The organism is Flavobacterium algicola, from assembly GCF_022399565.1.
GTDB classification, from domain to species: Bacteria; Bacteroidota; Bacteroidia; order Flavobacteriales; family Flavobacteriaceae; genus Flavobacterium; species Flavobacterium algicola.
On sequence record NZ_JAJTUT010000001.1, the window covers coordinates 327,035 to 341,240 of the forward strand.

The following is a 14,206-nucleotide window of genomic DNA, read 5'->3' on the forward strand; positions in this document are numbered from 1 at the left end:
TAATGAATTTATCTATCCTCATTCCTCTTTTAAACGAAGAAGAATCTCTTAAAGAATTATACCATTGGATCATAAAAGTGATGCAAGCTAATCAATATACCTATGAGGTAATTTTCTTGGACGACGGTAGTACCGATAATTCTTGGTCGATTATCGAAGGTTTTTCTCAAGTGAACCCAAATATCAAGGGAATTCGTTTCATGAAGAACTTTGGTAAATCACAGGCATTGCACGCCGGCTTTGCACAAGCAAAAGGTGATGTTATCATAACTATGGATGCTGACTTACAAGATAGTCCAGATGAAATTCCAGGATTGTATGAAATGATTACAAAACAAAATTTTGATTTGGTTTCGGGATGGAAAAAGAAACGCTATGATTCGGTCGTTGCAAAAAACATTCCATCAAAACTATTTAATTGGGCTGCTCGTAAAACGTCGGGGGTACAATTGAACGATTTTAACTGTGGCTTGAAAGCGTATAAAAACATAGTAGTCAAAAATGTAGAAGTTTCGGGAGAAATGCACCGCTACATTCCCGTTTTGGCAAAGAATGCTGGATTTGGAAAAATCGGAGAAAAGGTAGTTATTCACCAAGCTAGAAAATACGGAGAGACAAAATTTGGAATGGAACGTTTCATTAATGGCTTTTTAGACTTGATTACCATTTGGTTTTTGTCTAAATTTGGCAAACGACCTATGCATTTATTTGGTGCAATGGGTTCTATTATGTTCCTAATCGGATTGTTGTCGACGACTTATATTGGTTTTTTAAAACTTTACCATGTCTATAATGGCATGAAATATAGTTTGGTTACTAGCAACCCGTGGTTTTATATTGCATTGACAACTATGATACTTGGTACACAATTGTTCCTCGCTGGTTTCCTAGGTGAAATTATATTAAGGACGAAAAATAACGAAGAAAGATATAAGGTTGCAACAATGGTTAATTTATAACTATTGTCCTAGTCCTAAATAATCACGAAGCGTCGGGAGAAATCGTTTTACAGCTTTTTTCTGCTAGAAAATGATCGAACTTACCGAAGCGTTAGGAGCAGGATAAATGCCTAAAAAAGATACTAACAACTAAAAACATACAATAAATGGAAATCAAACAAAACATTTTGGATGCTGCCAACGAGTGGTTGAGCCCTGTTTTTGACGCAAAAACACAAGAAGAAGTACAAGCTTTGATTGCTAATTCTCCAAAAGAACTGGAAGAGAGTTTTTACAAAAGTTTGGAATTTGGGACGGGTGGAATGCGCGGAACAATGGGTGCTGGAGACAACAGAATCAACAAATACACGCTTGGGAAAAGCACTCAAGGTCTTGCTGATTATTTGCATATTGCCTTTCCAAACCAACCCTTAAAAGCTGTAATTGCTTTTGACTGTCGTCACAATAGTGATACTTTGGCAAAAGTCGTAGCAGATGTATTTTCGGCAAATGGTGTTGAAGTTTATTTATTCTCTTCTTTACGCCCTACTCCAGAATTGTCATTTGCAGTAAAACATTTGGGATGTCAGTGCGGAATTGTTTTAACAGCTTCTCACAACCCTCCAGAATATAATGGTTACAAGGTGTACTGGCAAGATGGTGGACAAATTGTTCCTCCAGAAGATGGTACTATTATTGATGTAATCGAAAACTTAAAATACAACCAAATCAAGTTTGAAGCTAATGAAAGCTTGATACATTATATCGACAAGGATATTGACAAAGCATTTATTGACTCTACAGTTGAAAACGCTAGTTTTGATACTCCTGCTGCTGCAAAAGACGATTTAAAAATTGTTTTTACTTCTTTGCACGGAACATCAATAACAGTTACTCCTCAAACCTTGGAGCAAGCTGGGTATAAAAACGTAAATATTGTTGAAGAGCAAGCGGTACCAAATGGTGATTTCCCAACAGTAAAATCTCCAAACCCAGAAGAACCAGAAGCTTTGAAGATGGCAACAGAATTGGCCGATAAAATTAATGCTGATATTGTAATTGGTACTGACCCGGACTGTGACCGTCTTGGAGTTGCAGTGCGCAACAACGAAGGTGCAATGACTTTATTGAATGGTAACCAATCGATGATTTTAATGACTGCTTTTCTTTTAGAAAAGTGGAAAAACGCAGGTAAATTAGACGGTAAGCAATTTGTTGCTTCTACGATTGTTTCTACTCCTATGGTGATGGAATTAGCTTCTGCTTACGGTGTAGAATATAAAAGTGGCTTGACTGGTTTTAAATGGATTGCCAAAATGGTAAAAGATTTCCCAGAATCGAAATTTATTGGTGGTGGTGAAGAGAGTTTTGGCTATATGGTTGGTGACGCTGTACGTGATAAAGATGCAGTTGCTGCTACTTTATTGATTTGCGAGGTTGCTGCCCAAGCAAAAGCAAAAGGAAGCTCTGCTTACAAAGAATTAATTCAGCATTATGTTGATTTTGGATTTTACAAAGAACATTTGATTTCGCTTACAAAAAAAGGACTGGATGGTTTGGCTGAAATCAATAAAATGATGGTTGATCTACGTGAAAATCCAATAAAGGAAATCAGCGGTCAAAGAGTTATCATGGTCGAAGATTACAAAGCTTCGACAGCAAAAAATCTTTTAACGGGAGAAGTAGAAAAACTTACTATGCCTAAAGCAGATGTATTAATTTACTATACTGAAGACGGATCGAAAATTTGCGCTAGACCAAGTGGAACAGAGCCAAAAATAAAATTCTACATCAGTGTGAATACGGAATTGGAATCGGTTGATAAATTCACTGAGACAGATGCTTATTTGAATGAGAAAATACAAAATATAATAACTGGAATGCAATTGAACTAGGGTTCACAACTTTTCGGTAAAATACATAGACCCGACTGTAAATTCACTAAATTTGCAGTCGGGTCTTAATTTGACCACTAACGATTTGAATTACTTTTAAATCTGTTATAAAGTCCACAAAATAACAATACACTATCTGAATGGATAATTTTAAAAAAATCTTCTCTTTTATAATTCCTTATAAAAAATACGCCTACTTAAACATCTTTTTTAATGTTTTATATGCTCTTTTCAGCACGCTTTCCTTTATGTCATTAATTCCGATGATGCAGGTATTATTTGATCAAACGAAAAAAAATACGATTGTTCCTACCTATACGGGTATATGGGAATTTAAAACTTATGCAGAAGATTATTTAAGTTATTTCATTACAAACACTACAGCGACATATGGTGTAAGCCAAACGTTGAGTATAATGGTAGCTGTCATTATCAGTATCTTTCTATTAAAAAACTTGTCTGATTATTTGGCTTTGTTTTTTATTACTTTTCTAAGAAATGGAATTCTTAGAGATATGCGTAATGCTATGTATAAAAAAACTTTAGAGCTTCCGTTGGCTTTCTTTTCAGAAAAGAGAAAAGGAGATGTAATTGCACGAATTTCAGCCGATGTAAATGAGGTTCAAACTTCTTTTTTATCAATACTTGAATTGATTGTAAAAGAGCCTTTGACAATCGTATTTACCATCATAGCCATGCTCACAATAAGCACTCAGCTTACATTGTTTGTTTTTATATTTATTCCAGTTTCTGGTTATGTAATTTCGCTTATTGGTAAGCAATTAAAGAAAAAATCAACCAAAGCGCAAGAAGAACAAGGTATATTTCTATCAACCATTGAGGAAACTTTGGGCGGACTTAAAGTTGTAAAGGGATACAACTCAGAACAATACTTCAATCGTATTTTTCAAGAGTCAACACAACGTTTTTTTACTTTATCTAATAGCATCGGAAACAGACAAAACTTAGCGTCACCAGCAAGTGAATTTATGGGGATTATGGTGATTACCATTCTACTTTGGTATGGTGGTCAAATGGTTCTAATTGACAAAACATTGAATGGTGCTTCTTTCATCGCTTACATGGGACTTGCCTATAACATCCTTACACCTGCCAAGTCTATATCTAAAGCTTCTTACAGTGTTAAGAAGGGAAATGCTGCAGCAGAACGTGTTTTGGAAATTCTTGACCAAGAAAACCCTATACAATCTAAAGAAAATGCCGTTTTAAAAACATCCTTTGAATCGGTGATCAGTATTAAAAATATTAATTTTAAATACGAAGACGAAACTGTATTAAAAGATTTTTCGCTAGAAGTTAAAAAAGGACAAACTATCGCTCTAGTAGGTCAGTCTGGAAGCGGAAAAAGTACCATCGCCAATTTATTGACTCGTTTTTATGATGTTAATGAAGGTACCATCGAAATTGATGGTACAAATGTCAAAGACTTTAACATTCAATCACTGCGTTCTATGATGGGGCTAGTAACACAAGACAGTATTCTATTTAACGATACAATCAAAGCAAATATCTCGCTAGGAAAACTTGACGCTTCTGACGAAGAAATTATAGAAGCGCTAAAAATTGCTAATGCATATGAGTTTGTAAATGCATTGCCCCTTGGCATTCATACTAACATTGGAGATAGTGGAAACAAGCTTTCTGGTGGGCAAAAACAACGCTTATCAATTGCTAGAGCAGTTCTAAAAAATCCTCCAATAATGATCTTAGATGAAGCCACATCTGCCCTAGATACCGAAAGTGAAAAATTTGTACAAGTCGCTCTTGAGAACATGATGCAAAACAGAACTTCAATAGTCATTGCGCATCGTCTATCTACCATTCAAAAAGCAGATGTCATAATTGTAATGCAAAAAGGAAAAATCGTTGAACAAGGAAGTCATGAACAACTTATTCAATTCAACGGAACATATAACAAATTGGTAACGATGCAGTCATTAGAATCATAAGTTAGTTATTTAACTTTGACTATATTTCCTGTTATGTTGATTTAATCATATAGCATTGCATTTACAAATTTACTTTGCTTTGAATGATCATGACTCTTTACAATTTTGACAATATGATTAAATCACAGTAATTAACTGTTTAGCAAAAGAAAAATGTATATCCACAATCCCAATATTAAGTTACCTTCCGATAACGATACTGTAGTTTGGAAATATTTAGACCTGTCCAAATTTTTAGAATTATTACTTTCTAAAAAGCTATTTATGTCTCGTTCGGATAAATTTGAAGATCAGTATGAAGGTACTTTTAGCGAACCTACCTACGAAGAAATTAAAAGACTATCAACTGATAATCCTGACTTTTTAAAATATTACAAAACGCATAGAGAAAAAGTAGCCATTAGTAGCTGGCATATTAATGAGTACGAATCATTTGCAATGTGGCAAATATTTACTCAAAATAGTGAAGGTTTAGCCATACAGTCCACCATCGGAAGATTACAAGAATGCTTAGTCCAAGAGAAAAATTTCACACAACATATTGGCGAAGTAAATTACATCGATTACAAAAAAGAATACATTCCGTTTGACGATATGTTCTTCCCATTTCTATTCAAGAGAAAAAGTTTTCAGTACGAGAGAGAGGTACGTATCCTTACAGATGTAACAGAAAACAATTTAAAATTGAATGACGGCTTAAAAATAAATGTAGACATCAACCAATTGATCGAAACCATCTACATTCATCCCAAGTCTGAAAACTGGTATAAAAATTTAGTAATTCAATTAGTAAAAGAATTAGGATTTGATTTTAATATTGAAAAATCAGATTTAGAAAGCGATATTTTAATTTAAATAGGCTTATAACTTTTAACCTCCCAAGAACTACTAGACAAATCTATATAATTATAATGTAGCACGTCATTTTTATCAAATTGACCATTTTTATTAGTATCCTCAACAGTTCTAAAATACAGACGGTTTTGAGATTCTATCAGGCTCCAATCGATTAACTCTTCTAAGTCAACTGAAATTTTAGTAAAATTTGAACCACTAATATCACTTAAATACAAACTTTTGATATCGCTTGTGTCTAACTTTCCATCTCTATTAGAATCCATGTCAAACAACGTATAAACCAAAATTTTATTTTTAGTTTTATCTGCTATACCACTTAAATAAGATGCAGTTTGAATCAAAATTGCTTTATCTGTTAAAGGTCTGATTGAATCTGAACTAACTTTTTGAAATTTCAAATTTTGAAGATAACCTGTGATTTCATCTTCTCCAAAATTAGAAATGGTGAAACTCAAATCTATAACACTAGAAGATCCATAGCGAGATTTAGTACCTTTTTCATATACTCTCAAATCTCCAACTGGATGAATCAAATAGTCTGTCCCTTCCATCTGTATAGGTAAGTCTGCGATCGCCACTTGAGTTGAATCTAATTTTGTGTACGGTTTGTTTTTATTAGCACCGTCGTAAATTACTTTTGGCTTCTCCACCTCTTCTTTACAACTTGCTACTAATAAAACTAAAACGGCTAAAACAACTATTTTTATATCCTTCATAATATCCTACCTATTAAAACAAAATCAAATGTAAACAATTTAAAAAATGAAATTCTGTTTATTGTTCCTTTTTATAAATAAATTAAACTTTTAAGCTACAATTTCATTGTCATTTTTATATTAAATACACGAGTAGTCATATAGTTTGGTATTCCGTATTCTGACTTTGTATATACATCTCGCACCCAAGTATTGGTTATCGCATTTTGATTATTAAAAATATTAAAAATCTCAAAACCAAGCGCTAGTTCTTTAAAATCTTTAAACAAACCACTGGTTGGTCTAGGCTTAGTACTGTTTATAAATTCCTTGAAGAATCCAACATCTGCCCTTCTATAATCATTTAAACGATTTTGATATAGATAGGGGTCTGCATAGGCAGGAGATCCGCCCGGCAGTCCTGTATTATAAACTAAATTGAGATATAATTTTACTGATGGAATGTTTGGCATGTAATCTTGAAATAGCAAAGCAAACTTTAAACGTTGATCTGTAGGTCTAGCAATATATCCTTTATCAGCACTATTTTCTTCTGTTTTTAAATAACCAAAACTAATCCAAGATTCAGTTCCTGGTACAAATTCACCATTTAAACGCAAATCTAATCCTTGCGCGTAAGCCACAGCATCATTAGCAGCAGCGTAACGAATACGTACATTATCTACAGTGTAAGTATTAACATTTGACAACGATTTGTAATATACCTCTGAAACCAGCTTAAACGGGCGGTCCCACATTTTAAAACTATAATCATTACTTAAAACCAAATGAACTGATTTTTGAGCTTCAACATCGGCTTGCACTTCACCATTTGCATTACGCAGTTCTCTATAAAAAGGTGGCTGATGATAGATACCACCCGAGACTCTAAAGACCATATCTTTCTCCCACTGCGGCTTAATCGCCAATTGCCCTCTAGGACTCACTACTGTTTGTGCCTCCCCACTAGCATTAGTCCCTGCAACCGACCAATTATGAATACGAACTCCTGCGTTATACCATACATCTGCATTTCCTAATTTATCTTTTCTACTCCATTGTAGATACCCAGAAAAGCGATTGATAGAATTATTATTAATAGCCCTAACTGCATTATAAGGAACCAAAGGGCCTGCATAAGATGTGTAAGGCTGATCGTTTGTAGGCAAAAATTTATCAGGAGGATTTATAGCAAACCCAGCAGAATCAATAACTTCCCACTCAATCACTCTATCTCTTATAGATTCGCGAGTGTATTTTGCTCCCCACTCTATTAAATTTTGTTTCCAGTCATGAAACCCTTTGATTTCGGTGTTGCTTATTAAGGCATCCAAATCATTTCGAGCATGATTTAACTGTGAGCCTATACCTCTTGTAAAACTAACATTGCCATAAGTATCAGACCCTATTGAAGTATCTACTTCTCCTAAACGGTATTGTGCTAGAATATCAAAATGCTCCTGCTCTGTAGTATGAAAAAGTGAACTTATAAACTTTAGAGTAAATGTATCTGAAGCTTTAAAAGTAGTTTTAAAAGCTCCAAAATAAGTAGCATATTTATCCTTCTCCTGTCCTTCGTAATATACGGTAAGCGCCATTGGTTTGTCTATCGTACCAAATTTTGTTTCACGCGATAATGGCTGATAATTATAGTTGTTTTGCGATATATTACCCAAAAAGTTAAAGTTCCATTTATCAGATGCATTGTAATTCACATTTGTTTGCACATCGACAAATGTGGGCTTATAATTGGTTTGAGTGTCTTGACTATTGACCAATAAACTATTGTTGCGATAGCGAACACCTGTAACTGCTGTCCATTTTTTATTTTTCGAAATAGCATCCAAAGAGGCGCTACCTCCTAAAAAACTAGCTTCAAAAGTCCCTCTTACTTCCGTAGGTTTTCGATATGTAATATCTAATACTGAAGACAATTTATCTCCAAATTTTGCTTGAAATCCACCTGCAGAAAAATCAACATTTTGAACCAGATCGGTATTGGTAAAACTCAACCCTTCCTGCTGACCCGAGCGGATCAAGAAAGGACGATAAATTTCGATTTCATTTACATAAACTAAATTCTCATCATAATTACCTCCTCGTACAGCATATTGCGTACTTAGCTCGTTATTCGAATTTACTCCTGGCAACGTTTTTAGAATATTTTCGATTCCAGCATTAGCTCCGGCCATTTTTCGAATTAGTTCAGGCTCTATAGTCACTACACCTTGCACTTGTCTTCGATTGTTTGTAACAACAATCTCACCCATTTGTTCTTGTTGATCACTTATGACCACATTAAAATTATAAACTTCAGAAGCTTTTAAACTCAATGTGACTACCGTTTTCTTAAAAGAAATATGTGTAAAGGAAAGCGTTACTTTTTGGTTTGATGGAATTTTTATCGAATAAAATCCATCCGATTTAGAATTGGCATTATAATTTAAATAAGAAATATTTACATTGCTTACTGGCCGATTCTCTTTGTCCAAAATAAAACCTTGTACAATAGCCGATTGAGCGAAAGTATTTAAACTCATTGCAAAGGCAATACAACCAAAAATTATGTTACGAATACTCAAACTATAGTTATTTATTTTTGACTTCTAAAAAAATGAGTTTCAAAGGTAGTCGAATTCCCAACGTTATCAACAACTACCACCTTTAATTCGTTTGCCCCTTCTGCTACAATTCCTTCACTGAAATTATGTGTTATTGTTCTAGTTTTATAATCATATTCAAACAAAGCCCAAACACCATTAAGGTAACCATTGTATGATTTAATTCCAGAACCTGAATCACTAATTGTTAAATCTAATGATTTTTGAGAACTTATCCATTTGCCTTCGATTGACCTTCCTAATGAAATAGTAGGATTTGAAGTATCTCTTGCCAACGTATATCTGCCCAGCGATTTTACTTTTGCAGTATAAATATTTCCTTTCTTAGTAGTATAGTTAAAACCTAACCTTCCTCTCGAATCAACATCTGCAATATACACCTGCTCCTTTTCCGCATCGGTATATTTGTCGTCTTCAACTACAACTGTAAAACTTGAATGCACAGGTGTCATCTCGTCATGTAAATACAAATTATCTCCACGAACATCAAAATTCATATTGAAATTATCATAAAAGGTTCCCGGGGGAAATGTAACAGTCCAGTTGTCTTTCGTAAATATGTTTTCACGTTTTACTTTAACAAAATAATTTCCTTCTACCACTTCTTTTTCGATCACAGCATTAACCATATCATAACTAATAGGTACAGTGATTGTGGTCGTATTTCCAAAAAAATCAGCAACATCAATTTTGTAAACATTGGATAAATTAGGTTTTACATCTACTACACCATTATCACTATCTGCAGTGATTATGCTGAGGGGAAATGGAGTTGTCATGAATAATTTTTGTACACGTTGTCCCGTCTTTCTGTATTTGGGATAATCAATCAATGCATTGATGTATCGCATTTCGTCAAAAGAATACGTATCCATTTGAAATCCAAAACTTGGTTTTCCATTTAGGTATGATTGAATTTTATAAACACCATTCTTACTATAGGATGCGGCATCGTAATCTTCGGCTGTAACTCCAAAACCAATTTTACCATTAGCAACTACTTTATTAGCCAGATAAGAACCGTCTTTTTGTAAAGATAAATTAAGTAATAGCGGCCTTTTCGAATTATTAACTGTTGTATTATCATCAATTGGATATACATATAAAGCGGCAACAGTTGGTTTACGAGTATCATTCAAAACAGAATCGTAACCAAATAATAATGGATTAATAATTTTCTCCGTCTTAGTATCTCTAAATTCAAAATGCAAATGAGGCCCCTGAGACGAGCCCGTATTTCCGGTTAAAGCTATCAAGTCACCTTTTGTTACAGGCAACACATCTGATTTTAAAAAAAGTTCAATTTCAAAAGAATTTTCTTTGTACTGTGTTTTTCTAATATAATCTGCTATTGGGCCCTTTGCTTGTTGCAAATGGCAATAAACAGAAGTATAACCGTTGGGATGATCGATATAGATAGCGCTTCCATTTCCATAAGGAGAAATTTTTATTCTAGAAACAAAACCATCTGCAACTGAGTGTACTTCTACCCCTTCTCTACCCTTCGTCTTTATATCAAACCCCGCATGGAAGTGATTGGGACGTAGCTCTGCAAAATTTCCGGACAGATAAATAGGGATATCGACGGGTAGTCCGAAATAGTTTTTGGGATATTCAGTTTGAGCAATTAAAATAGTGGAAAACAGGAGTAATAAATTATAAAATCTCATTCTTTACATTTTTGCTAAGATAAAAAAAGTAATTCGGATTGCTAAATAAAAAAAAACATAAATCGTAACCAATTACATTACAACAATTTGCCTTTTTTACAATAAAAAAACCAATAAAATATTGTAATAATAAAAACTAATACTAAATTTGTAATATTAAGTAATGAATTAGGAAATAGAATGAGTGTAATTGCAGCAATAATTGATACTCTTGAAAATAAAGTTGAAAAACTGATTCTAAAAATAAAAAATTTAGAAAAAAACACTCAAGAATTACATATCCAATTGACAAAGTCTGCACAAACCATTCAAACTCAGAATACTGAGATTGAAGCGTTAAAAGCGCAAAATGAAACACTCAGGATGGCAAACTCATTACTGGGCAGCGATGAAAACAAAAGAGATACAAAGCTTAAAATAAATTCATTAATTCGCGAAATTGATTATTGCATAGCGCAGCTAGCAGACTAATAAATATGGACGAAAAGCTTAAAATAAAAATATCGATTGCAGACAGAGTCTATCCATTAACGGTAGAGTTCTCTCAAGAAGAAGGACTTAGAAGTGCTTCAAAAAAAATTGATACAATGATTAAGCAGTTTGAAGAAAATTATGCTGTTCGCGATAAGCAAGATGTATTAGCCATGTGCGCTTTACAATTTGCTTCTCAAGTCGAACAGAAACAAATTGACAATGCTATCAACGGAGACGAAACCATGGATAGATTAAATAAAATCAATGCGTTACTAGACGAATATCTCGATAAAAACACGTTCTTTACATTAACTAAGATACTGCCTACATTAGTTCACAATTGGTAAACTCAACACTAACAAATTAGAATGAGCAAGTCATCGCTACTAGAGTACGTCCCGATTCGTCAGGAAAACTTGAACAGTGAGTTAGCTCAAAACTTGTCATACTCGAGTTTATACAAGCAATTAATGTAGGCTTTTTTTTATATATAAATTTTAAACAAACATGGACATAGTAACAATCGTCATCTCAGGGATTATAGGTATTGCAATAGGTTTTAGCATAGCCAAATTGATAGAAAAAAGCAACATCTCTAATCTAATCAAAAACGCTAAAAAAGAAGCTTCTTCGATACTAAAAGACGCTAATTTAGAGGCTGAAAATATAAAGAAAGATAAAATACTTCAAGCAAAAGAGAAGTTTATCGAATTAAAATCAGAACACGAACAGGTTATTTTATCGAGAGATAAAAAAGTAGCTGAAGTAGAAAAAAGAACGAGAGATAAAGAATCTCAAATCTCAAATGAATTATCAAAAGCTAAAAAAATCAACGATGATTTTGAAAGCAAAACAACAGAATTAAGTTCAAAAATTGAAATCTTAGAGAAAAAACAGGTTGAAGTTGAAAAACTACACAAAAGTCAACTACAACAACTAGAAGTAATTTCAGGTTTGTCTGCCGATGATGCAAAAAACCAATTAGTAGAAGGCTTAAAAGCTGAAGCAAAATCAAAAGCAATGTCTCATATTCAAGACACTATTGAGGAAGCTAAATTAACTGCACAACAAGAAGCTAAGAAAATCATAATTAATACGATCCAAAGAGTTGGAACAGAAGAAGCAGTTGAAAATTGTGTATCTGTTTTCAACATTGAGTCTGACGATGTAAAAGGTAGAATTATTGGTCGTGAAGGTAGAAACATTCGCGCACTAGAAGCCGCTACAGGAGTTGAAATCATTGTTGATGATACACCTGAAGCGATTATTTTATCTTGTTTTGATCCAGTGCGTAGAGAAATTGCTCGATTGGCTCTTCACAAATTGGTTACAGATGGTCGTATTCACCCGGCACGTATTGAAGAAGTAGTTGCGAAAACTGCGAAACAAATTGACGACGAAATTATCGAAGTTGGTAAACGTACCGTAATCGATCTTGGAATTCACGGTTTACACCCAGAGTTAATTAAGGTAGTGGGACGTATGAAATACCGTTCTTCTTATGGTCAAAACTTACTACAACACTCTAGAGAAGTATCTAAACTTTGTGGTATTATGGCAGCGGAATTAGGTCTGAATGTTAAATTGGCCAAAAGAGCTGGTTTACTTCATGATATTGGTAAAGTGCCAGATGCAGAAAGTGATTTACCTCACGCTTTATTGGGAATGCAATGGGCTGAGAAATATGGTGAAAAAGAAGAGGTTTGTAATGCAATTGGAGCGCATCACGATGAGATCGAAATGAAATCTTTGCTTTCTCCTATCATCCAAGTGTGTGATGCTATATCAGGCGCAAGACCAGGTGCGAGAAGACAAGTATTAGACTCTTACATCCAACGTTTAAAAGATCTTGAAGAAGTGGCTTACGGATTTAATGGTGTAAAAAATGCCTACGCTATTCAAGCCGGTAGAGAATTACGTGTTATTGTAGAAAGTGAAAAAGTATCTGATGACAATGCAGCTACGTTATCTTTTGAGATTTCGCAAAAAATTCAGACAGAAATGACTTATCCTGGTCAAGTTAAAGTCACAGTTATTAGAGAAACTAGAGCGGTAAATATCGCGAAGTAATCGATACGGTTAAATATAACTACCAACAATAAAAGTATCAAACACCTGCTAAATCTATATTTAGCAGGTGTTTTTTTATGGGATAAAAGGCAGTATAACTTTCAGTTTTAACTATTCTTTTTTTCTAGGATGATAGGTATTCATAACCTCAGCCAAGAAGCTCCTATCCAAGTGCAGATAAACCTCTGTAGTTGTAATTGATTCATGACCAAGCATTAATTGAATAGACCGTAGATCAGCACCATTTTCTAATAAATGAGTTGCAAAAGAATGTCGGAATGTGTGTGGACTAATTTTTTTACGAAGTCCGACCTGGGTTGCTAGGTTTTTTATAATTGTAAAGATCATTGCTCGAGTTAACTGCCCTCCTCTTCTATTTAAAAACAAAGTATCCTCAAAACCTTTTTTAATCGTGATATGAGATCGAATAGCATCTCTATATATCTGGATGTATTTCTGTGCTAATTCTCCAATTGGAACGAATCGTTGCTTATTCCCTTTTCCCGTCACTTTAATAAAGCCTTCATCAAAAAACAAGTCAGAGATTTTGAGAGAGACCAATTCAGAAACACGCAAACCACAGCCGTACAATACCTCTAACATAGCACGATTGCGCTCGCCTTCATTAGTGCTTAAATCAATAGCCGCAATCAATGCGTCAATCTCTTCGATAGCCAACGTGTCCGGAAGTTTTCGACCCGTCTTGGGGCTTTCAATTAATTCTAAAGGATTATCTGTGCGGTAATCTTCAAATATCAGGTAACTAAAAAAACTCTTAAGTCCCGAAATAATTCGTGCTTGTGAACGCGCATTTACTTGTGTAGCTACGTCATATACAAATTGCTGAAGAGTTTCTTCTTTGATTTTTATAGGAGAAACTACAATACCGTTTGCCTGCAAAAATTGACACAAACGTTCGATATCAAAAGAGTAATTAGCTACAGTGTTTTTTGACAAACCTCGTTCTATCTTGAGATACGATTGATAGTTTTTAATATAAGAAGTCCAATCCATC

At 34.1% G+C, this 14,206-nt stretch carries 11 protein-coding genes; 7 read left to right on the plus strand and 4 right to left on the minus strand.

Annotated elements, in window-relative coordinates; translation table 11 throughout:
• Nucleotides 1-2: 2 nt before the first annotated feature.
• The 4 genes from LXH21_RS01415 (at nt 3) to LXH21_RS01430 (ending at nt 5,658) form a co-directional block, all read left to right on the plus strand.
• Complete coding sequence (locus LXH21_RS01415) at nt 3-959, plus strand: glycosyltransferase family 2 protein (RefSeq protein WP_239862083.1); 957 nt, start codon at nt 3-5, stop codon at nt 957-959.
• A 146-nt stretch (nt 960-1,105) separates the two neighbouring features.
• Complete coding sequence (locus tag LXH21_RS01420; protein ID WP_239862085.1) at nt 1,106-2,833, plus strand: phospho-sugar mutase; 1,728 nt, start codon at nt 1,106-1,108, stop codon at nt 2,831-2,833.
• A gap of 140 nt (nt 2,834-2,973) precedes the next feature.
• Nucleotides 2,974-4,803: an ABC transporter ATP-binding protein gene (locus LXH21_RS01425; RefSeq protein ID WP_239862087.1), complete on the plus strand. Its 1,830-nt coding sequence runs from the start codon at nt 2,974-2,976 to the stop codon at nt 4,801-4,803.
• A gap of 153 nt (nt 4,804-4,956) precedes the next feature.
• Nucleotides 4,957-5,658 carry a hypothetical protein gene (locus LXH21_RS01430; RefSeq protein WP_239862089.1) on the plus strand — a complete coding sequence of 234 codons (702 nt, stop codon included), beginning with the start codon at nt 4,957-4,959 and terminating at the stop codon, nt 5,656-5,658.
• Here LXH21_RS01430 and LXH21_RS01435 read toward each other — a convergent pair.
• The 3 genes from LXH21_RS01435 to LXH21_RS01445 form a co-directional block, all read right to left on the minus strand.
• Complete coding sequence (locus LXH21_RS01435; RefSeq protein ID WP_239862091.1) at nt 5,655-6,377, minus strand: hypothetical protein; 723 nt, start codon at nt 6,375-6,377, stop codon at nt 5,655-5,657. The two genes, LXH21_RS01430 and LXH21_RS01435, sit on opposite strands and share 4 nt — an antisense overlap.
• 95 nt (nt 6,378-6,472) lie before the next feature.
• Entirely contained in the window at nt 6,473-8,896 is a 2,424-nt protein-coding gene (locus LXH21_RS01440; RefSeq protein ID WP_239863642.1) for a TonB-dependent receptor, read from the minus strand.
• A 53-nt stretch (nt 8,897-8,949) separates the two neighbouring features.
• A complete protein-coding gene (locus LXH21_RS01445) occupies nt 8,950-10,647 on the minus strand; it encodes a M23 family metallopeptidase (protein ID WP_239862093.1) in 1,698 nt (565 codons plus the stop codon).
• A gap of 180 nt (nt 10,648-10,827) precedes the next feature.
• Here LXH21_RS01445 and LXH21_RS01450 point away from each other — a divergent pair, with 180 nt between their 5' ends.
• The 3 genes from LXH21_RS01450 (at nt 10,828) to rny (ending at nt 13,191) form a co-directional block, all read left to right on the plus strand.
• On the plus strand, nt 10,828-11,118 hold the full coding sequence (locus tag LXH21_RS01450; RefSeq protein WP_239862095.1) for a hypothetical protein: 291 nt from the start codon (nt 10,828-10,830) through the stop codon (nt 11,116-11,118).
• Between the two features lie 5 nt (nt 11,119-11,123).
• Nucleotides 11,124-11,468, plus strand: coding sequence for a cell division protein ZapA (locus LXH21_RS01455; protein ID WP_239862097.1), 345 nt, complete (start codon nt 11,124-11,126; stop codon nt 11,466-11,468).
• Between the two features lie 160 nt (nt 11,469-11,628).
• The gene (rny, locus tag LXH21_RS01460; protein ID WP_239862099.1) at nt 11,629-13,191 is read left to right on the plus strand and encodes a ribonuclease Y; all 1,563 of its coding nucleotides are present in this window, start codon (nt 11,629-11,631) and stop codon (nt 13,189-13,191) included.
• Between the two features lie 111 nt (nt 13,192-13,302).
• Here the strand turns inward: rny and xerD are convergent, their stop codons facing one another.
• On the minus strand, nt 13,303-14,205 hold the full coding sequence (gene xerD / locus LXH21_RS01465) for a site-specific tyrosine recombinase XerD (protein WP_239863644.1): 903 nt from the start codon (nt 14,203-14,205) through the stop codon (nt 13,303-13,305).
• Between the last annotated feature and the right edge of the window lies 1 nt (nt 14,206).

What these genes read in the sequence shown, in the direction of transcription:
- LXH21_RS01415 (WP_239862083.1), top strand. Translation starts at nt 3, where the DNA reads ATGAATTTATCTATCCTCATTCCTCTTTTAAACGAAGAAGAATCTCTT.
- rny (WP_239862099.1), top strand. Translation starts at nt 11,629, where the DNA reads ATGGACATAGTAACAATCGTCATCTCAGGGATTATAGGTATTGCAATA.
- LXH21_RS01440 (WP_239863642.1), bottom strand. Translation starts at nt 8,896, where the DNA reads ATGAGTTTAAATACTTTCGCTCAATCGGCTATTGTACAAGGTTTTATT.
- LXH21_RS01425 (WP_239862087.1), top strand. Translation starts at nt 2,974, where the DNA reads ATGGATAATTTTAAAAAAATCTTCTCTTTTATAATTCCTTATAAAAAA.
- LXH21_RS01430 (WP_239862089.1), top strand. Translation starts at nt 4,957, where the DNA reads ATGTATATCCACAATCCCAATATTAAGTTACCTTCCGATAACGATACT.
- LXH21_RS01455 (WP_239862097.1), top strand. Translation starts at nt 11,124, where the DNA reads ATGGACGAAAAGCTTAAAATAAAAATATCGATTGCAGACAGAGTCTAT.
- LXH21_RS01420 (WP_239862085.1), top strand. Translation starts at nt 1,106, where the DNA reads ATGGAAATCAAACAAAACATTTTGGATGCTGCCAACGAGTGGTTGAGC.
- xerD (WP_239863644.1), bottom strand. Translation starts at nt 14,205, where the DNA reads ATGGATTGGACTTCTTATATTAAAAACTATCAATCGTATCTCAAGATA.
- LXH21_RS01435 (WP_239862091.1), bottom strand. Translation starts at nt 6,377, where the DNA reads ATGAAGGATATAAAAATAGTTGTTTTAGCCGTTTTAGTTTTATTAGTA.
- LXH21_RS01445 (WP_239862093.1), bottom strand. Translation starts at nt 10,647, where the DNA reads ATGAGATTTTATAATTTATTACTCCTGTTTTCCACTATTTTAATTGCT.
- LXH21_RS01450 (WP_239862095.1), top strand. Translation starts at nt 10,828, where the DNA reads ATGAGTGTAATTGCAGCAATAATTGATACTCTTGAAAATAAAGTTGAA.